The sequence below is a fragment of the Oceanobacillus sp. FSL W7-1293 genome, from assembly GCF_037969815.1.
Lineage (GTDB): Bacteria > Bacillota > Bacilli > Bacillales > Amphibacillaceae > Oceanobacillus > Oceanobacillus oncorhynchi.
Genome location: NZ_CP150212.1, coordinates 3,033,272 through 3,052,876, shown reverse-complemented (window position 1 = coordinate 3,052,876; position 19,605 = coordinate 3,033,272). Strand labels below are relative to the sequence as shown.

Annotated in this window: 17 protein-coding genes; all 17 read left to right on the top strand. The window is 40.9% G+C overall.

Annotated features, from left to right (window positions below):
- The first annotated feature begins 13 nt into the window (after window positions 1-13).
- Window positions 14-1,066 carry an aspartate-semialdehyde dehydrogenase gene (locus MKY65_RS14980; protein WP_339178135.1) on the top strand — a complete coding sequence of 351 codons (1,053 nt, stop codon included), beginning with the start codon at window positions 14-16 and terminating at the stop codon, window positions 1,064-1,066.
- Window positions 1,067-1,227: 161 nt separating this feature from the next.
- Window positions 1,228-2,457 (top strand): aspartate kinase, encoded by a 1,230-nt coding sequence (gene dapG, locus MKY65_RS14975; RefSeq protein ID WP_339178133.1) that lies wholly within the window; start codon window positions 1,228-1,230, stop codon window positions 2,455-2,457.
- A gap of 172 nt (window positions 2,458-2,629) precedes the next feature.
- Window positions 2,630-3,373: an ATP-dependent Clp protease proteolytic subunit gene (locus tag MKY65_RS14970; RefSeq protein WP_339178132.1), complete on the top strand. Its 744-nt coding sequence runs from the start codon at window positions 2,630-2,632 to the stop codon at window positions 3,371-3,373.
- Window positions 3,370-3,576: a YlzJ-like family protein gene (locus MKY65_RS14965; protein WP_339178130.1), complete on the top strand. Its 207-nt coding sequence runs from the start codon at window positions 3,370-3,372 to the stop codon at window positions 3,574-3,576. Before MKY65_RS14970 ends, MKY65_RS14965 begins: the two co-directional genes overlap by 4 nt.
- Before the next feature lie 267 nt (window positions 3,577-3,843).
- Entirely contained in the window at window positions 3,844-6,186 is a 2,343-nt protein-coding gene (locus MKY65_RS14960) for a DNA translocase FtsK (protein WP_339178128.1), read from the top strand.
- A gap of 182 nt (window positions 6,187-6,368) precedes the next feature.
- Window positions 6,369-7,094, top strand: a complete 726-nt coding sequence (locus MKY65_RS14955) for a GntR family transcriptional regulator (RefSeq protein WP_339178127.1) — start codon at window positions 6,369-6,371, stop codon at window positions 7,092-7,094.
- Window positions 7,095-7,194: 100 nt separating this feature from the next.
- Window positions 7,195-8,484 carry a pitrilysin family protein gene (locus MKY65_RS14950; RefSeq protein ID WP_339178125.1) on the top strand — a complete coding sequence of 430 codons (1,290 nt, stop codon included), beginning with the start codon at window positions 7,195-7,197 and terminating at the stop codon, window positions 8,482-8,484.
- Window positions 8,477-9,772, top strand: a complete 1,296-nt coding sequence (locus tag MKY65_RS14945) for a pitrilysin family protein (protein WP_339178123.1) — start codon at window positions 8,477-8,479, stop codon at window positions 9,770-9,772. Before MKY65_RS14950 ends, MKY65_RS14945 begins: the two co-directional genes overlap by 8 nt.
- On the top strand, window positions 9,769-10,485 hold the full coding sequence (locus MKY65_RS14940) for an SDR family oxidoreductase (RefSeq protein ID WP_339178122.1): 717 nt from the start codon (window positions 9,769-9,771) through the stop codon (window positions 10,483-10,485). The genes MKY65_RS14945 and MKY65_RS14940 overlap by 4 nt, the downstream gene beginning before the upstream one ends.
- Window positions 10,486-10,695: 210 nt before the next feature.
- Window positions 10,696-10,947 (top strand): DUF3243 domain-containing protein, encoded by a 252-nt coding sequence (locus MKY65_RS14935; RefSeq protein ID WP_042534929.1) that lies wholly within the window; start codon window positions 10,696-10,698, stop codon window positions 10,945-10,947.
- A gap of 811 nt (window positions 10,948-11,758) precedes the next feature.
- Window positions 11,759-12,544, top strand: a complete 786-nt coding sequence (locus tag MKY65_RS14930) for a DUF3388 domain-containing protein (RefSeq protein WP_193064664.1) — start codon at window positions 11,759-11,761, stop codon at window positions 12,542-12,544.
- A 24-nt stretch (window positions 12,545-12,568) separates the two neighbouring features.
- Window positions 12,569-13,474 (top strand): RodZ domain-containing protein, encoded by a 906-nt coding sequence (locus MKY65_RS14925; RefSeq protein ID WP_339178118.1) that lies wholly within the window; start codon window positions 12,569-12,571, stop codon window positions 13,472-13,474.
- Between the two features lie 194 nt (window positions 13,475-13,668).
- Window positions 13,669-14,247 carry a CDP-diacylglycerol--glycerol-3-phosphate 3-phosphatidyltransferase gene (gene pgsA / locus MKY65_RS14920; RefSeq protein WP_042534923.1) on the top strand — a complete coding sequence of 193 codons (579 nt, stop codon included), beginning with the start codon at window positions 13,669-13,671 and terminating at the stop codon, window positions 14,245-14,247.
- On the top strand, window positions 14,244-15,491 hold the full coding sequence (locus tag MKY65_RS14915; RefSeq protein ID WP_339178114.1) for a competence/damage-inducible protein A: 1,248 nt from the start codon (window positions 14,244-14,246) through the stop codon (window positions 15,489-15,491). The genes pgsA and MKY65_RS14915 overlap by 4 nt, the downstream gene beginning before the upstream one ends.
- 198 nt (window positions 15,492-15,689) lie before the next feature.
- Window positions 15,690-16,733: a recombinase RecA gene (gene recA / locus MKY65_RS14910; RefSeq protein WP_042534919.1), complete on the top strand. Its 1,044-nt coding sequence runs from the start codon at window positions 15,690-15,692 to the stop codon at window positions 16,731-16,733.
- A gap of 269 nt (window positions 16,734-17,002) precedes the next feature.
- Entirely contained in the window at window positions 17,003-18,565 is a 1,563-nt protein-coding gene (rny, locus tag MKY65_RS14905; protein WP_339178113.1) for a ribonuclease Y, read from the top strand.
- 184 nt (window positions 18,566-18,749) lie between these two features.
- Window positions 18,750-19,547: a TIGR00282 family metallophosphoesterase gene (locus MKY65_RS14900; protein ID WP_339178111.1), complete on the top strand. Its 798-nt coding sequence runs from the start codon at window positions 18,750-18,752 to the stop codon at window positions 19,545-19,547.
- Window positions 19,548-19,605: the final 58 nt, after the last annotated feature.

Sequence of the window (19,605 nt, the reverse complement as noted above, 5' to 3'; positions counted from 1 at the left end):
GGGAGTTATTGGAATGGCAGAGCAACAAACATATAATGTAGCCATTGTAGGTGCTACAGGGGCAGTAGGTCAGAAAATTAAACAAATACTCGAAGATAAAAAGTTTCCGGTAAACCAGCTTAAATTACTATCTTCTGCCCGTTCGGCAGGAAAAGAAGAAGCTTTTAACGGGGAAACGATTATTGTTGAAGAAGCTGCGCCAGAATCATTTGAAGGAGTAGATATTGCACTATTTTCTGCGGGCGGTTCCATTTCTAAACAACTGGCACCTGAAGCTGTTAAAAGAGGGGCAGTTGTTGTAGATAATACAAGTGCTTTTCGTATGGATGAAGATGTACCGCTTGTTGTACCAGAAGTAAATCCGGAAGATATTGCAAAACATCAAGGGATTATCGCCAATCCAAACTGTTCTACCATTCAAATGGTTGCAGCTTTAAAACCGATAAAGGATGCATTTGGTATAGGCAAAATCATCGTTTCTACTTACCAGGCAGTATCTGGTGCCGGAAATGCAGCGGTAGAAGAGTTATATGAGCAGTCAAAAGAATATTTAGACGGTAACGAAGTAAAAGCAGAGATTTTGCCGGTTAAAGGAGATAAAAAGCATTTCCCGATTGCGTTTAACGCATTGCCGCAAATTGATGTTTTTGAAGATAATGGTTTTACATTTGAAGAGATGAAAATGATTAATGAAACGAAGAAAATCATGCATGATGAGGCGTTAAATGTTGCGGCAACCTGTGTGCGGCTTCCATTTGCTACCTCCCATGCCGAGAGTGTTTATATTGAAGTAGATCAGGAAGGCCTGAATGTGAAAGATATTTGGAAGACATTGGAATCTGCAGATGGAATCGTCCTTCAGGATAATCCACAGGAGCAGGAATATCCGACACCGCAATCTGCTGAAGGCAAAGAGGAAGTTTTCGTAGGACGCGTAAGAAAAGATTTAGATAATCCAAAAGGCTTCCATTTATGGGTAGTATCTGATAATTTATTAAAAGGCGCAGCATGGAATACCGTGCAAATCGCACAAACGTTAGTAAAAAGTGACGGCTTTAAAAGGTAATTATATATCTTAGTATGTGTTCAAGAAGGCTGATAAAAGAAAAGATGCTTTTCTGGAATAATATTTTCATCTCCCTTCTTGAACCTTCTTGTAAATAATGATGTAATCAATCTATTAGACATCCAGAGTGTAACTTCTTGGATAGTGTTGAGGTGTTAATATTGCAAGTATTAGTACAAAAATTCGGTGGAACTTCCGTACAATCAGAAACGAACAGGGAACATGTTATCCGTCATATTAAAGATGCACTTGTTCAAGAATATAAGTTAGTCGTAGTTGTTTCTGCATTAGGAAGGAAACCGGATCCTTATGCAACAGACAGTTTACTGAGCTTAATTGATTTTCCGGCGAATAAAAACTCAAATCGGGAGCTTGATTTGCTGATGTCATGCGGTGAAGTTATTTCATCCGTTGTGCTTTCTAATGAGCTGCAAAAAAATCATGTTTCTGCGACAGCGCTGACTGGTGCACAGGCTGGTTTTGTAACGAGTGAAGATTTTAATCGTGCAAAGATAAAAGAAGTTAATCCTGCCCGTATTTTACATGAATTGGAAACGCATGACGTCGTTGTGGTTGCTGGTTTTCAGGGCCAAAGCGAGTCCGGAGAAATAACAACGATCGGCCGGGGCGGCAGTGATACTTCTGCAGCTGCCTTAGGTGTTGCGTTAGATGCAGAGCGTATTGAGATTTTTACAGATGTAGAAGGGATTATGACAGCAGATCCGCGTGTCGTAAAAAGTGCACGCCCGCTTGATGTAGTAACTTATACAGAGATTTGTAACCTTGCTTATCAAGGGGCAAAGGTCATCCATCCTCGTGCTGTGGAAATAGCCATGCAAGGGAAAATTCCGATGCGTATCCGTTCGACTTATTCGGAACGGTTAGGGACACTTGTCACATCTTCCCGAATTGAAGAGGCAGGTGCAGATATTTCTGAACGAATGATAACGGGTATTGCACATATTGCGAATGTGACACAGATTAAAGTGCAGACGAAAGAATCAGCGTATCGGGTGCAGTCGGAAGTATTTAAGGCAATGGCTGAAGCAGGTATCTCTGTGGATTTCATTAATATTTCGCCGACAGGTGTTGCTTATACTGTGCCGGCTGAGCTTACGGCAAAAGCGATTGAAATTTTAGAGGTGCTGGGTTTCCAGCCGGAAATTACCGAGAGCTGTGCAAAAGTATCAGCTGTAGGAGCCGGCATGACAGGAGTACCCGGTGTTGCATCTAAAATCGTGCAGGCATTAACCGATTCCGGGGTGCAGATATTGCAGTCAGCAGACAGTCATACGACTATCTGGGTCTTGGTACATGACCACGAGTTAGTTACAGCAGTTAATGCATTACATGATGTGTTTGGTTTAAGTGCAGAGGAAGTATCACTATAGAATCATGTAAAAAAACATGAAGCAGAATTTTGGCTGCTTCATGTTTTTTTATGGACTCTAAAATATAAATTTGGGCCGGAAATTTCACTGTATTTCTGCATCCCTTCTTCCGTATGATTTTTAACTGATTGTTTATACTAATCGTATATAAATAGCTGGAAGGAGTTTTTGTATGCGTATGGATACGGATGATAACAACGAAAATCAAGGAGAAGAGGAAAATCAGCCGAATGCATCTTCTCTTGTCGAAAAAATTCAGCAGCTGGGACAGGCGAATGTTCCGCAGGCGCCTGATTCAAATATCCATGTTTTATCCATTATCGGACAGGTAGAGGGGCATCTTCAGCTGCCTCCGCAAAATAAAACAACAAAATATGAACACTTGCTGCCGCAGCTGATTGCCGTGGAGCAAAACCCTAAAATTGAAGGATTAATCATTCTTTTAAATACAGTCGGCGGGGATGTAGAGGCCGGACTGGCTCTGGCAGAAATGATTGCATCGATGTCGAAGCCGACTACTTCGATTGTATTAGGAGGCGGTCACTCCATTGGTGCGCCAATTGCCGTTGCTACCGATTATTCCTTTATTGTGCCGACAGCAACCATGACAATCCATCCAGTCCGGTTAACAGGAATGGTTATCGGTGTTCCGCAAACCTTTGAATATTTGGACAAGATGCAGGAACGGGTCATTCAATTTATTGTGGAGCACTCCAATATTGACTCGGAAAAGCTGAAAGAGCTGATGTTTGCAAAAGGCAACCTGACTCGTGATATCGGTACAAATGTAGTTGGCAGGGAAGCTGTGGATTATGGGTTGATTGATGAAGTTGGCGGGGTTAAGGAAGCAATACAAAAGTTAAACCATATGATTCAAGGGGCGCGTCCCGAAAAAGAAGAAGGAGATGCTTCATGATACTCTATACACCTTTATCTTATCAGGATATTTTTCCGGAAGCGCAAGGAACTGGAAATGAAATACAAGCAGTAGAGTGGCAGGGAAGAACGGTTTTTGTATCAAAAAATAACGACGGCCATTACCAAATTAATCAGCTAATTTCGAGTAATCCGAATGATTATCTGAATCCGGATTTTTTACCAGGAAGAATTATCAGCTGATGGTAATCTATGCTATAATATAGAAATGGTAAAGAGATAAAATGAAGAAACAATACTGGGTGATATCATAACTGGAACAGCAGCCTCTTTAAAGAGCAGACTTGGAAAAGAAGCATGAATACTTTATTTTCCTGATAAAGTCTCTCTGTCAGCATAAAGAGAACTGATTCCAGTTTCCTTGTTTGTTACCCGGCAAAGGAACATTTTTCTTATTTTAAATCTAGCATTATAGTAATCTTTATTTGTTTTACATACGGGGGTGAGAAAATGGCTGCCAAAAAGAGAAAGAAAAGAAAAAAACGGACAACAAAACAGACGAAAGGCCTGCAAATGGAATTGACCGGATTATTATTGATTTTTATTGCTATATTCGGAAGCGGGGCAGCTATGTTAAGCGGCGGTGCCATCCCTGATTGGCTAGGGAATATCTTTCAGTTTTTTATGGGGATATGGCATTTCCTTATTCCTGTTGCATTATTTTTGATTGGCTTTTATCTTATCTTCAAAAGAAAGGCTCCGGATTTTTTAACAAGAAGGCTGATAGGTTTTTATATTTTGCTGGCCGGTGTTTTATTGCTGACCCATGTACAAGTCATGGAAAGGCTGCTCGCTAATACAGCAGATGTATCTATACTTCGGCTGACCTGGCAGCTTTACTTTCAATATTTAGATGGGACAGGCACCTTGGTGCAAACAGGCGGCGGGATGATTGGCGCACTGTTATTCACCGTCTCCTTCTTTTTATTTTCGATTGCAGGGTCCCGGATAGTTGTATTTTTCTGCTTATTGATCGGGATTATATTTATGACCAATCTATCTATCGGCGATTTTGTTAAAAAGGTCGCAGCAGGGTTTAAAGCCACTTTTGCTTATTTTGGGGAACGTATCCAAAGATCCAGAGCAAATCGGGCGGAGCGGAGAGAGGAAGAACAGAAGCAGAAAGAGATTGCCGACACGGTTGTTCCAAATCAGGAAGAGGCTGGCAATGCGGTTCCGGAAGAACAAGAATACAGTGCAGAAGAGCTTCTGATTAATAATTTTACCGATGTTGCCTATCAAGACCAGCCGGAACCTGAGAAGAACAAAGGGAAAACAACCCCTTCCAGGGAAAAAACAGCAAATATCGATACAGAAGAAGAAACGCATGAAACCATGCCGATGACAGCAACAGAAAATCATGATTATCAATTGCCTTCTATGGAATTATTAGCCAGTCCGGCTCATAATTCACAGCAGCAGGAGAAATCGCATATTCAGGCAACCGTCCGCAAGCTGGATCGTACGTTTCAAAGCTTCGGCGTAAAAGCGAAAATAGCCAAAGTGCATGTCGGTCCGGCAGTAACGAAGTATGAAGTATATCCAGAGTCTGGTGTGAAGGTGAGTAAAATCGTCGGTCTTCATGATGATATTGCACTGGCTCTTGCTGCGAAGGATATTCGAATCGAAGCGCCGATACCTGGTAAATCAGCAGTCGGAATCGAAGTGCCTAACAAGGAAATATCGATGGTTTCGCTCCGGGAGGTTTTAGATAAACAATCGTCTAAAGCAAATAAATTAGCATTTGCTTTAGGCCGGGATATTTCTGGAGAGGCAATAGCCGGCGAATTGAACAAAATGCCCCACCTGCTGATTGCCGGGGCGACAGGAAGCGGGAAAAGTGTCTGTGTCAATGGCATCATTACGAGTATTTTAATGCGTGCCAAACCGCATGAAGTGAAAATGATGATGATCGACCCGAAAAAAGTAGAGTTGAATGTGTATAACGGCATTCCGCATTTATTAACACCTGTTGTGACAGATCCGAAAAAAGCATCCAGAGCGCTGAAAAAAATTGTTGCGGAAATGGAGCGGAGGTACGACCTGTTCTCCGATAGCGGTACACGAAATATGGAAGGCTATAATGCATATATCCGCAAACAAAATGCAAATGCAGGCGAGGAGGAACAGCAGCCTTACCTGCCATATATTGTGGTCCTCGTGGACGAGCTGGCAGATTTAATGATGGTGGCTTCGAGTGATGTAGAAGATGCAATTACCCGGCTTGCGCAAATGGCGCGTGCTGCAGGAATCCATTTAATCATTGCAACTCAGCGTCCATCCGTAGATGTAATTACGGGTGTAATCAAAGCCAATATTCCATCCAGAATTGCTTTCAGTGTTTCATCTACAACGGATTCACGTACTATCCTTGATTCGGGCGGAGCAGAGAAGTTACTGGGCCGGGGCGATATGCTTTATGTTCCAGCCGGAAGCTCCAAGCCTACCCGTGTCCAGGGAGCATTTCTGTCAGACGAAGAGGTCGAGCGTATTGTAGACCACTGTATTGAACAGCAGCAGGCAAGCTATCAGGAAGAAATGATACCGGAAGAAACGAATGAAGTAACGGAAGAAGTGGACGATGAGCTTTATGAAGATGCTGTCCAGATGATACTTGAAATGCAAAGTGCAAGTGTCTCCATGCTTCAGCGCCGTTTCCGGATTGGATATACCAGGGCAGCCCGGCTGATTGATGCCATGGAAGCACGTGGCATTGTCGGGCCATATGAAGGAAGCAAGCCTCGTTCGGTTCTGGTATCGAATCAGGAAGAAGAGCATTCCACGACATCATAGAGAAACGCGGTTTATCTGCTAAGGATAAGCCGCGTTTTTAAAATACGGAATTATTAAAGTTCAAAATTTACAGAAGAAGTGGTACGATAAAGTGAGACTGCCAACAGTGTGCGGAATGGAATTTACATCCGCCGCTCAGTGTAAAAGACGAACACATCATTTTTACTGAAAGAGGTGAAGAAATGACTTTACGTGAAGATGCCAGACATTTATATTTGCAGGTAATGGATAAAATAAAAGCAGGTATTGAAGCTGGAACGTATAAAGAGGAAGAAAAATTGCCGTCAGAGTATGAGCTTTCCAAACATTTAGGGGTTTCCCGGGCAACGTTGAGAGAGGCGTTAAGAATGCTGGAAGAGGATAATATTGTTACGCGCAGACATGGCGTCGGCACGTTTGTAAATTCAAAGCCGCTATTTCAAGCAGGCATTGAGGAGCTTAACAGTGTGACACAAATGATCAAACAATCGGGAAAGAAGCCGGGAACACAATATATCAGTACAGAGGTATTAGGCGCTGCTGAACAAGAGCAGCGTGATTTCAATTTACCTGATCTAGAATTTGTAACGACCATTGAAAGAATCCGCACTGCTGATGACGCTCCAGTTGTCTTTTGTATAGATACGGCACCGTCGTCCTATCTGTCTTTAGAAAAACTATGGGAGAAGGCGTCTATATTCAGTACGATTGAAGAAGCTTCCAATAAGCAAATCGCTTATGCAGTAGCGGATATTGAGCCAATTACATATCACGAACGTATCTATAGTATTTTGCAGTGTACACCGGATGAATCGCTTCTTTTGTTAAAACAGATGCATTATACAAGTGAAGATGAAGCTGTTTTATATTCGATGAATTATTTTCGGGCAGATATGTTTCGTTTTCAGGTCGTCCGAAGAAGGGTATGATGTGTAAAGCAAATATTTCAGGCTTTCTTTCAATATAATGGTTTATAAAGGAGAGAAAAGCGTAAAATAGATAATAGATCGTAAAGAATGGAGGATAACTATGAGCGTGAAGGAAATCAAACAGGTGGAAAATGATATAAACTTTCATATGCTTCCCAATAAAAAGCATAAAACAATTACTTTTGCAGTTAAGTTCCGTGCCCCATTAGAAAGGGAAACCATCACGAAACGGGCACTGCTTCCCTATATCTTGAAACAAGGTACGGCTTCTTTTCCAACGCGTAAAGAATTGCAGGAAGAGCTAGCTGAATTGTACGGCGCGGTATTATCTATCGGCGGAGCGAAAAAAGGAGAAAACCACGTTATAACGTTCTATTTGGAAGTGCCGAATGAAAAATTCCTTCCAGACAGCAGTTCCCTGATTGAACGGGCGATTCAATTGCTGCATGAAATTGTTTATAAACCGAATCAGGAAGGACAGGGATTTTCCCCGCAGGTATTTGACAGAGAAAAAGGGATTCTTCGTCAAAATATACATTCCATCAAAGACGATAAGGCAAGTTATGCGAACATTCGCTTAGTAGATGAAATGTGTGCCGGAGAGCCGTATAGTATTCATGCGCAAGGTTATGAAAAGGATCTTTCTTCCCTTTCTAATCAAGAACTGTTTACGTATTATGAAACTATCCGCGACGAAGAAGTGATGGATATTTATGTGAGCGGTGACTTTGAAGCGGAGCAGATGTTGCAGCTTTTAACCGGTCAATTCAAACGTACGCTCAAGAAAAAGGAAAGCACGCCTTCTAACCAGGAAGCTTCAAAACGGTCAACTGATGAGAAAGAGCTGATTGAAGAAGATCAGATTCAGCAGGCAAAATTAAATATCGGTTATCGGACGAATATTCTTTACCGGGATGAAAAATATCCGGCGTTACAGGTTTTTAACGGTATGTTTGGCGGTTTTCCAAGCTCTAAATTATTTATCAATGTAAGAGAGAAAAACAGCCTGGCTTATTATGCTGTCTCCCGCGTAGAGAGTCATAAAGGGTTATTATTTGTGATGAGCGGGATTGCGCCGGAGGACTATGAGAAAGCACTTGCGATTATCCGTGAACAGAAGGAAGCAATGCAGAATGGTGATTTCACAGAAGAAGAATTAGAAGAAACGAAATTGCTTATTATTAATCAATTAAAAGAAACCTTAGACCATGCGCAGGGCATGATTGAATTTATGTATCAGCAAGAGGTGGGACAGAAAGAGATGCCGGTGGATGAGCTTTTTGAGGGCATCCGGCAGGTAACCAAAGAACAGGTTATTGAGGTAGCGAATCAAGTGCAGGAAGCTATGGTTTACTTATTAACAAGCGAAGGAGGAGCGGCTCATGAATAAGCGGTATTTTGAAACAGTTGACGAAACCCTATATGAAAAAAAACTGGATAACGGACTGCAGGTTTGTCTGTTGCCAAAGCCGGAGCTGACAAAGACATATGGTGTTTTTATGACAAATTACGGCTCAATCGACCAAAGCTTTGTACCTATTGGTCAGACGGAAGCAATCACTGTACCGGATGGAATCGCTCATTTCTTAGAGCATAAATTGTTTGAGAAGGAAGATCGCGACGTTTTTACAGACTTTACCAAGCAGGCGGCTTCTCCAAATGCATTTACCTCTTTTACCGAGACAGCTTATTTATTTTCTGCAACGAGCAATATTGAGAAAAATGTTTTAACATTGATTGATTTTGTACAGGATCCGTATTTCTCAGAGCAATCGGTAGAAAAGGAAAAAGGGATTATCGCCCAGGAAATCAATATGTACGATGACCAGCCTGATTGGCGTCTGTTTATGGGAACGAATAAAGCATTATTCCATAATCATCCTGTCAATATTGATATTGCCGGGACGGTAGACTCTATTTACACAATTACAAAGGATGATTTGTATACCTGTTATCATACATTTTACCATCCGGAAAATATGATTTTATTTGTAACAGGGAATTTTGATCCAGAGCAGATGATGCAATTGATTTTAGAGAACCAGGAGAAAAAATCATTTGACAAGTTAGAGGAGATTCAGCGGGAATTTCCGGAAGAGCCTGATTATGTGAAAGAAAAGAATTTACAAATTAATATGCCGGTGTCTATCCCGAAATGCGCTGTCGGTATTAAAGAGCCTAACCAGCAGCTGCAGGGAGAGGATTATTTAAAACGTGATTTATTAACAGATATGGTGCTTGATTATTTCTTTTCAACCGGCGGGGAATTTTATCAAAAACTATATGAGGAAGATATCATTGATAACAGCTTCTTTTTTGAAAGTAATCTGCAAACCTCCTTTGGTTATGTTTCCATCGGCTCTAATACGAATCAGCCTGACGTATTCTCTGCACGGGTCCAAGAAATGCTATTATCAACCAGAGAGATGAAAATTAGTGAAGCTGCCTTTGAACGAATGAAAAAGAAAAAAATGGGGCAGCTGCTCCGTGCGATGAATTCGCTGGAGTTTATTGCTAATCAATTTGCTACATTATCGTTTAAAGGCGTGAATTTACTTGATATCGTGCCATTCATCCAAAAACTGACTGTCCAGGATATCAATGACTTTTTAAATACATGGATTGAAGAAGACCGTCTGGCAACCTGTATGATTCAAAAGCAGACGGTGGAAAAATGAAGGGGAATATCCTTTTAATCGGGGCAAGCGGAGATATCGGTTCTGCTGCCGCCAAAAAACTGATGAGTGATGGATATCATCTTATCCTGCATTATCATTCCAATCAGGCATCAGTGGAAGCGTTGATGGAAGCCGATAAACAACATGCTATTTTAGCTGCTTATCAGGCAAATTTAGCAAATGAAGCAGAGGTGAAGGCGTTTATCGAAGAAATATCCTTTGCGGTGGACGGGATCGTTTTCGCCGGCGGTCATGCTCATTATGGGCTTTTTCAGGATATGAAGCTGAAAGAAATGGATGATTTACTACAGGTTCATGTGAAATCACCGTGGCTGATTACCCACCATTTTTTACCGGATATGATTCGTCAGAAACGGGGCGCTATTTTATTTGTGACAAGTATGTGGGGAGACCATGGGGCAAGCAACGAAGTGGTTTACTCCAGTGTAAAAGGCGCTCAAAATATATTTGTAAAAGCTTTGGCGAAAGAAGTGGCGTTATCTAATGTTCGGGTAAACGCAGTAAGTCCCGGTTTTATTGATACGAAAATGAACCATAACCTATCTGCGGAAGAGGCACATGCTTTTATTGACGAGATCCCTGCTAATCGTGCCGGACGCCCGGAAGAGGTTGCCAATGCAATCAGTTATTTACTCAGTGAGGAATCCAGTTATATCCAGGGAGAAATCATCCGTATTAATGGCGGATTATAAGAACAAATGGACATGTATAAATTCCTCATTTCCTCAAATACTAAAGATGCTTAAGGCGAGTTACAGAGCATGCTGTTTAAAAGCCCGTATCAGACGGGTTTATAGTAATGCTTTAGGCTGAAAGGCTCTATCTTTGACAGCAGAGTCACCAGCAGGCAGATGAGGGAACCCTTCATTTGCACAAGAATACGTTTGAGGAGGCATGGCCAAATGTCAGTATTAGATAACTTTGATTCATGGAAAGGCTTTTTAAAAGGACGTTTGCAGCAAGCTGAGGAAAATGGTATCAACCATGATACGTTAACAAATTTAGCAGCTGAAGTCGGTGATTACCTCGCAGAAAGTGTAGATGCAAAAACACCGGAAGAAGAGGTATTGAAGGAACTGTGGAGCACAGCTTCTGAAGAAGAGCAGCAAGCTCTTGCCAGCGCGATGATTAAACTTGTCCAAAAGCATGATTAAAATGATGAATAATAAGAAGAGAAGCTGTATAGGATTATCTATATAGCTTCTTTTTGTATATCCCTTGAGAAATGAATTTCATTTGTGCCAAAAAGTATGACGATGCAGTAAAATAACATCATTCATTTTTATTTTGAAAAAAACGTTAAAGAAAACGGAGTAAGCCAAACTTGTAAAGGTGCAGGATTACCAATGTTGTCAGGTTAATGAATTTTATTAATTTTGATACAGATAGTAATAAAACTTATCTAGCGACGGTTTTTGATGGGACGAGTAATCGCAAAAGCTCTTCGATGGGACGAGTAATCGCAGTCCCAGTCCCAGGGGGAAGACCCCGCAGAAAAAAAGCGAACTTCTTTTTTTCTACCCGCGGGGCATAAGTGCGACTATGCTTCTGTCTGCGTCTGTCGGCTTGCCAATCGCTAAGTCTTCTTTTCACCCGCGGGGCATAAGTGCGACTTTAGCTCTGTCTGCGCCTGTCGGCTTGCCAATCGCTAAGTCTTCTTTAAAGGAGATGAGCTTGGGGCCCATGGAAAGCGTAGTGTTTTTCCGTAGCGGCGTATTAACCTGACAACATTGCTGCGATTACTCCTCCCATCGAAAACCATGACGCTTATACTTTTTCCCTTGAATTCTTTATATTTTCTCAAAGTGCAAAAAATGAATGGAGAAAAAGGGATTAGTAGTTTAGGAAATATAGAAAAAATGGTATATTATAATAGAAGGTTCATCTATTTTTCGATATGATAGTACATAGTATGACATAATAAGTTGCCTGACCAGAAAAAACTACTTCTAAAAGGAGCTTACAATGGATAGAACACAGTGGTATCTAGAATATGAAAACTTAAAAAATCGTCCGGGATTATTAGGTGAAATTTCCTCTCTGCTTGGAATGCTTTCGATAAATATTATTATGATTAATGGGGTTGAAAATTCCCGGAGAGCCATGCTTATCCTGTCTAAATATGATGAAAATATAACAAGACTTAAATATATTTTAGAAACAATGGATGCAATAAAAGTACATAAGCTTCGTAAGCCTAAACTGCGTGATAAAATTACCGTCCGGCACGGAAAATTTATTCATCACGATAATGAAGACCGTAAAACAATCCGTTTTGTGCGAAATGAGCTTGGACTTTTAGTTGATTTTATGGCTGAATTATTTAAGGTGGAAGGGCATAAGCTTATTGGGATAAGAGGGATGCCCAGAGTAGGGAAAACGGAGTCCGTCGTTGCAGCAAGCGTCAGTGCAAACAAAAGATGGTTGTTTGTATCCAGCACCATGATTAAACAAACAGTACGCAAAAATTTAATTGAAGGAGAATACGATTCGGACAATATCTACATTATTGACGGCATTGTCTCTAAAAGAAAAATGAACGAAGAAGAGCATTGGCAGCTTATCAGAGAGATTATGCAGCTGCCGACTGTCAAAGTGATTGAGCATCCAGATATCTTCGTTCAATCTACAGAATACAGCATGCAAGATTTTGATTACATTATTGAGCTCAGAACACATGAAGATCAAGAAATCACTTATGAGACAGTAGAAAATGAGGATTTGCGACAAGACGGATTCTCGATGTTTTAATTAAAAAGGTGGAAGGTGTTTTAAATGGATGTTGGTGAAAAGCTGAAAGAGGCACGGCTGGCGAAGGATATTTCTTTGGACAGCCTGCAGGAAAAAACAAAGATTCAAAAAAGATACTTGGTTGCCATTGAAGAAGGCAATTTTGATATTCTTCCGGGAAAGTTCTACACGCGTGCATTTATTAAAGAATATGCGACGGCAGTGGGAATTAATCCGGATGAAATCATGACCGATCATAAAGAGGAGCTTCCTGCTACAGAAGAAGAGAATGTACAATACAGCAGGATACAGCGAACGAGAAAAGAGAGCAGATCAGATAAAGAATCACGGTCCTCATCCATTATTCCAACGGTAACTGTGGTTTTATTGATTATCGCTATCATCGCGGTAGCTATCTTTTTCATTAGTCAGAGCTCTTCTCCGAATGACGGGGAACCAGTCGAAGAAGAAAATAGCAACGATGGCGGCATGATTATTGATGATTCCGGTGAGGGAGACGGTAATGGCGCTGCGGATGATAATGCAGAGGACAGTGAAGAAGGAACGGGAGATGGAGCGGCAGAAGAAGATGAGGAGACAGAAGAAAATGGAGAAGTCTCCGTTGAGGTTGTTGAAGAGGGAACAGGTAATTCTCCAACTTCTGAACTTGAAGTCACAGGTGCTGGTGAAGAAGCTACATTAATTTTGGAATCTGCAGATGATGAACAGAACAGCTGGCTGGAAATAACCGGAACAGATGATGACTCTTTATTTAGCGGTAATTTTGATGCAGAAGCATCCCCTGTAGAAATTGATTTAGCTGATGAAGAATCGATTTCGTTGAACATAGGTAATTCATCAGCAGTGACGATTTCTATCGATGGAACAGATATCGAATATCCGACTTCTGCCATCCATCAGCGTATCAATTTGCAGATGAACAATGAATGAATGGAGTAGAAGTAAACCCTCCTTTTAAAAGGAGGGTTTACTTCTTGCCCATTGGGAAATTATAAAATAAATGTATACTTCTTAAAGGCTAATAATTCTGGTATTGGCCTTTAAGAAGGATGTCAGCGCAGCTAACATGTTAAACAACAAAATATAGGAAAACTGCGTAGCAAGTTTTTGATGGAGGGTGTAAAATGAATTTACCAAATAAGTTAACTTTTTCTCGAATTTTAATGATACCTCTTTTTATTATATTGATGAGTGTTCCGTTTCCTTGGGGAAGCTGGGATATTGGAAATGCAGAGTTGCCTGTTGCCCACTTTGCAGCGGCCTTGATATTTATCATTGCAGCCTGCACAGATTGGGTGGATGGCTACTATGCAAGGAAGTATAACTTAGTTACCAATTTAGGGAAGTTTATGGACCCATTAGCGGATAAACTTCTTGTTTCAGCGGCTCTCATTTTGTTAATAGAGATTGAACTGGCTCCGGCTTGGGTGGTTATTATTATCATCAGCAGAGAGTTTGCTGTTACGGGATTAAGACTCGTTGCAGCAGGCGAAGGAACCGTAATGGCTGCCGGCAGCATGGGCAAATTAAAAACAGCAACACAAATGATTGCCATTGCTGCTTTGTTATTGCATAACTTTCCATTTTCTTATATGAATTTTCCATTTGGTACAATTATGTTATATCTATCCTTAGTATTCACCATTATTTCAGGGGTGGACTACTTTGTTAAAAACTGGAGTATAATGAGGGATTCGAAATGACAAAAAATTATCAAGCAGAAATCGTTGCAGTAGGTACAGAGTTATTGCTTGGACAAATAGCGAATACAAATGCACAATGGCTGTCGGAGCAGCTGGCTACGTATGGAATAAATGTTTATAACCATACTGTGGTGGGAGATAATTTAGATCGTGTTGAACAGGCATTTCGCCTGGCGCAGTCACGTTCAGATATTGTAATTGTTACCGGCGGGCTGGGACCGACGGAAGATGACTTGACACGGGAAGGCTTTGAACAATTAACAGGCCTTGAAATTATAGAAGATAAAACCACGATGGAAAAGATAGAAAGTTATTATAAAGAGCGAAACCGCACGATGACACCGAATAATCGGAAGCAAGCCCGTGTTTTCAAAGGTGCCAGTGTATTAAAAAATAATGCAGGGATGGCTCCGGGAATGTATATCGATTATCAGGATACGCATTGGTTCTTTCTGCCGGGCGTTCCTCGGGAAATGAAGCAAATTTCTTCAGAAGAGCTGTTTCCATTTCTGGAAAACTTAACGGGAAAACAGCAGGTTATTCAATCCACTGTGTTGAAATTTATCGGCATCGGCGAATCCAATCTGGAGCATGAATTAACAGATATGATTCATGAACAGACAAACCCGACGATTGCCCCGCTGGCACAAGACCAGGGAGTGGTTATCCGGGTTACTGCGAGTGCTGCATCGAAAGTTGAGGCGCAAAAACTGGTTGCAGATAAAAAACAAGAAATTTTAGCGCGTATTGGAGCATACTGCTTTGGTGAGGATGAGCAGACGATTGAGAATAAAGTAATTGAGCTGTTAGCAGAAAAAAGAAAAACATTAGCTGCGGCGGAAAGCTTAACAGGCGGATTATTCTCTAGTAATCTTGTATCCGCTGCTGGAGCTTCGAATGTCTTTGCCGGCAGTCTGGTGACGTATCAGACAGCAGCCAAAGAAGCTTTATTGGACTTAACACCGGAATGGATCTCGAAATATGGTGTGGTGAGCAAGGAATGTGCCGAAGCGATGGCGGAACAGGCTGCCTTGAAATTAAATACACCGACCGCTATTTCCTTCACTGGAGTCGCTGGTCCGGAAACGCAGGAAGAAAAGCCGGTTGGACAAGTTTATATCGCCGTTTACGATGAGGGGAAAATAGTGGAATCAAGTTCTATTCTTTTATCAGGCAACCGTAATAATATTCGTGAAAGAGCTGCTTTAAAAGGGTTTGAATTATTATATCAATATTTGAAATAAAAGTTTAAAAAAGGAAGTTTTAATAATTACCCCTTACCTGGCTTAGAGATTTCCTTTTTTAATACATTTTTACAAGCGATTTTAAATTTTAAGGCAAATCCTGTCTCGAAAATATAAGAACATTTATTCGTTTTTTTGCTTGTTAAATTGATGAAATCATTGTATGATGGATACAGATAGATAAAGGAGGAATTTTCGGTGAGTGATAAACAACAAGCTTTAGATATGGCTTTAAGACAAATAGAGAAGCAATTTGGTAAAGGTTCCATTATGAAAATGGGAGAGAATGAAATACCGAAGATTGCTACGATTCCAAGCGGATCGCTGGCTTTGGATGTATCCCTTGGAATTGGCGGATATCCAAAAGGAAGAGTAGTAGAAATATATGGTCCGGAATCTTCCGGTAAAACAACAGTAGCGCTCCATGCTATTGCAGAGGCGCAAAAACAGGGCGGGCAGGCTGCTTTTATTGATGCAGAGCATGCACTTGATCCTGTTTATGCAAGAGCGCTTGGCGTGAATATTGATGAGCTTTTATTATCACAGCCAGATACGGGGGAACAGGCTTTAGAAATTGCTGAAGCACTTGTACGAAGCGGCGCAGTAGATATTGTTGTTGTCGATTCTGTAGCAGCACTTGTACCAAAGGCTGAGATTGAAGGGGAGATGGGAGATTCCCATGTCGGCTTGCAGGCCCGGTTAATGTCACAGGCACTCCGTAAACTTTCAGGAGCAATCAATAAATCGAAGACAACAGCTATTTTCATCAATCAGATTCGTGAAAAAGTAGGCGTGATGTTCGGGAATCCGGAAACAACTCCCGGTGGCCGTGCGTTAAAATTCTATTCTTCTGTGAGGCTGGAAGTACGCCGTGCTGAAACCCTTAAAATCGGTAATGACGCAGTAGGGAATAAAGCCCGTATCAAGGTTGTAAAAAACAAAGTAGCACCTCCATTTAAGCAGGCAGAAGTGGATATTATGTATGGCAAAGGCATCTCCAAAGAAGGGGAAGTACTGGATATCGGTTCAGACCTTGATATCGTACAAAAAAGCGGTGCCTGGTATTCTTATAATGGAGAGCGGTTAGGTCAGGGCAGAGAAAACGCAAAACAATATCTGAAAGAAAATGAAGAAGTATTTGAAGAAATCAGCAAGACTATCCGTGATCATTATGAACTGGACAAAGAGCCGGAACAAAGTGAAGAAAAATCAAAAGAAGAGCAAGAAAGCCTGGACCTTTAATATAAACTAAAAAACCATAGCATTGACTATGGTTTTTTAGTATCTTTTAAAATACATATTCAGCGTGCACGCAGATGATTTATCAAGATTTCCAATATATTATAATTTATCTCGGGAGTTCCTTGACATTCAAGCTTGTGAGAATTAATATTAATAGTGTATAATTTTATAATTTGTATTATGAAATTACCTTTATTTTATGCATTTGAAAATGTGATATGCCGACAAATACGCAATTTACAATTTTATAGGCAATAGGAGGTGAAGTTATGAACACTGTGATTATTATCATCTCCATTTTGCTTGCTCTAGTCGTCGTATTTGTTGTTGGTTATCTGGTACGTAAATCTATTGCAGAAGCTAAAATTTCTAGTGCGGAAACATTAGCGAAACAAATTATGGAAGAAGCACGCAGAAATGCAGATACTGCTAAGAAAGAGGCGCTTCTAGAAGCAAAAGATGAGAATCATAAGCTTCGGAGCCAAGCCGAAGATGAGATTCGTGAGCGTCGTATGGAAGCTCAGAAGCAAGAAAATCGTCTGATGCAAAAAGAAGAAAATCTGGACAGAAAAGGTGAAACATTAGACAAACGTGAGGTTCTGCTCGAACAGAAAGAACAAACTCTTGTGGAACAACAACAACAAATGGAAGAAATGAAAAGCAAAGTGGAAGCTATGAAAGACGAGCAGCAAGCTGAGCTTGAGCGCATTTCAGGATATACAACCGAGCAGGCGAGACAAGTTATTTTAGAGCGCATCGAAAAAGAAGTACAGCATGAATCAGCAGTCATGATTAAAGAAGCTGAAAATCGTGCGAATGAGGAAGCTGATAAGAAAGCAAAAAATATCTTATCGCTTGCACTGCAAAGATGCGCAGCTGACCACGTTGCTGAAACTACGGTTTCTGTTGTGAATTTGCCGAATGATGAGATGAAAGGTCGTATTATTGGACGGGAAGGTCGAAATATCCGTACCTTAGAAACATTAACAGGAATTGATTTAATTATTGATGATACACCTGAAGCGGTTATTCTATCCGGTTTTGATCCAATACGGCGTGAAATCGCACGAATGGCGTTAGAAAGACTTGTACAAGATGGCAGAATCCACCCTGCGCGTATTGAGGAAATGGTTGAAAAATCAAGACGTGATGTTGACGAATATATACGTGAAGTGGGCGAGGAGACAACATTTGAAGTTGGCATCCACGGATTACATCCGGATCTTGTGAAGATTCTAGGTCGTTTAAAATATCGTACAAGCTACGGTCAAAATGTCTTGAAGCACTCAATGGAAGTTGCTTACTTGTCAGGACTGCTGGCAGCGGAATTAGGAGAAGATATAAATCTTGCTAAGAGAGCTGGTCTGCTGCATGATATCGGAAAAGCGATTGATCATGAAGTAGAAGGCAGTCATGTTGAAATTGGTAAAGAATTAGCAATGAAATACAAAGAACCAGAAGTGGTTATTAATTCAATTGCTTCCCACCATGGAGATGAGGAGGCAACCTCTGTTATAGCTGTATTAGTTGCAGCTGCAGATGCACTTTCTGCCGCCAGACCGGGAGCTCGAAGCGAAACCCTTGAGAATTATATCAAGCGTTTAGAAAAATTAGAAGAGATATCTGAGTCGTTTGAAGGCGTAGAGAAGTCATTTGCCATCCAAGCCGGTCGTGAAATTCGTATCATGGTTCGTCCTGATGATATTGATGACATGGAATCAGCGAGAATTGCACGTGATATCAGAAAACGTATTGAAGGGGAGCTTGACTACCCTGGACATATTAAGATTACGGTTATTCGGGAAACAAGAGCAGTTGAATACGCAAAATAAAGCAAGGGCGGCAGATGTCGCCTTTGTTTTTTTATTGACTTAGAATAGCGAAAATAGCGTTATGCCACAAAGTAAATCAGGGAAAGATACAAACGGGTACAGTGAATGCTTGGCCTGCTGTCTTTCATAGCGGCTGAGAAAACATAATGATATTGTTATATGGAAAGAAGAGAGGTAGGAAAAAATGAAAATTTTATTTATTGGTGATGTGGTAGGTTCTCCAGGAAGAGATATGATCGCAGAATATCTGCCTAAGTTAAAAGAAAAATATAAGCCGAGTGTAACCATTATTAATGGAGAAAATGCTGCTGCAGGAAAGGGTATTACAGAAAAGATTTACAAGCAATTTTTACAAGCTGGAGCACAAGTGATTACAATGGGAAATCATACGTGGGATAAAAAAGAAATTTTTGAGTTTATCGATCAGGCTCCGGCACTGATTCGTCCAGCGAATTTTCCAGAGAATAACCCGGGAAAAGGAATTGCCTATACAAATATTAACGGAAAAGAAGTTGCTGTGATTAATTTACAGGGAAGAACCTTCCTTCCGCCAATTGATGATCCCTTTGAGAAAGCAGATCAATTAGTAGAGGAAGCGAAGAAAAGAACCAATACGATTTTTGTAGATTTTCATGGTGAAGCAACAAGTGAGAAACAAGCAATCGGCTGGTATCTGGACGGAAGAGTAACGGCTGTTGTCGGGACGCACACGCATACGCAAACTGCAGACGAAAGAATATTGCCCAGAGGTACTGCATATATATCTGATGTGGGGATGACAGGACCGTATGATGCGATATTAGGCGTGGAGAAGGAATCGGTTATTAAAAGATTCCAAACTTCCCTTCCAGTACGTTTTGAAATTGAAAAAAAGGGAAGAACACAACTAAATGGAGTATTCATTAGTACGGACGATTCGACGGGAAAAGCAGCAAAGATTGAACGGATCCTTATTAATGATGATCATCCTTTCTTTGCATAGTATTTGCCCGTGATGCAGTCGAACAAGGTATACATCTCCAGAAGAAATAGTAGCAATA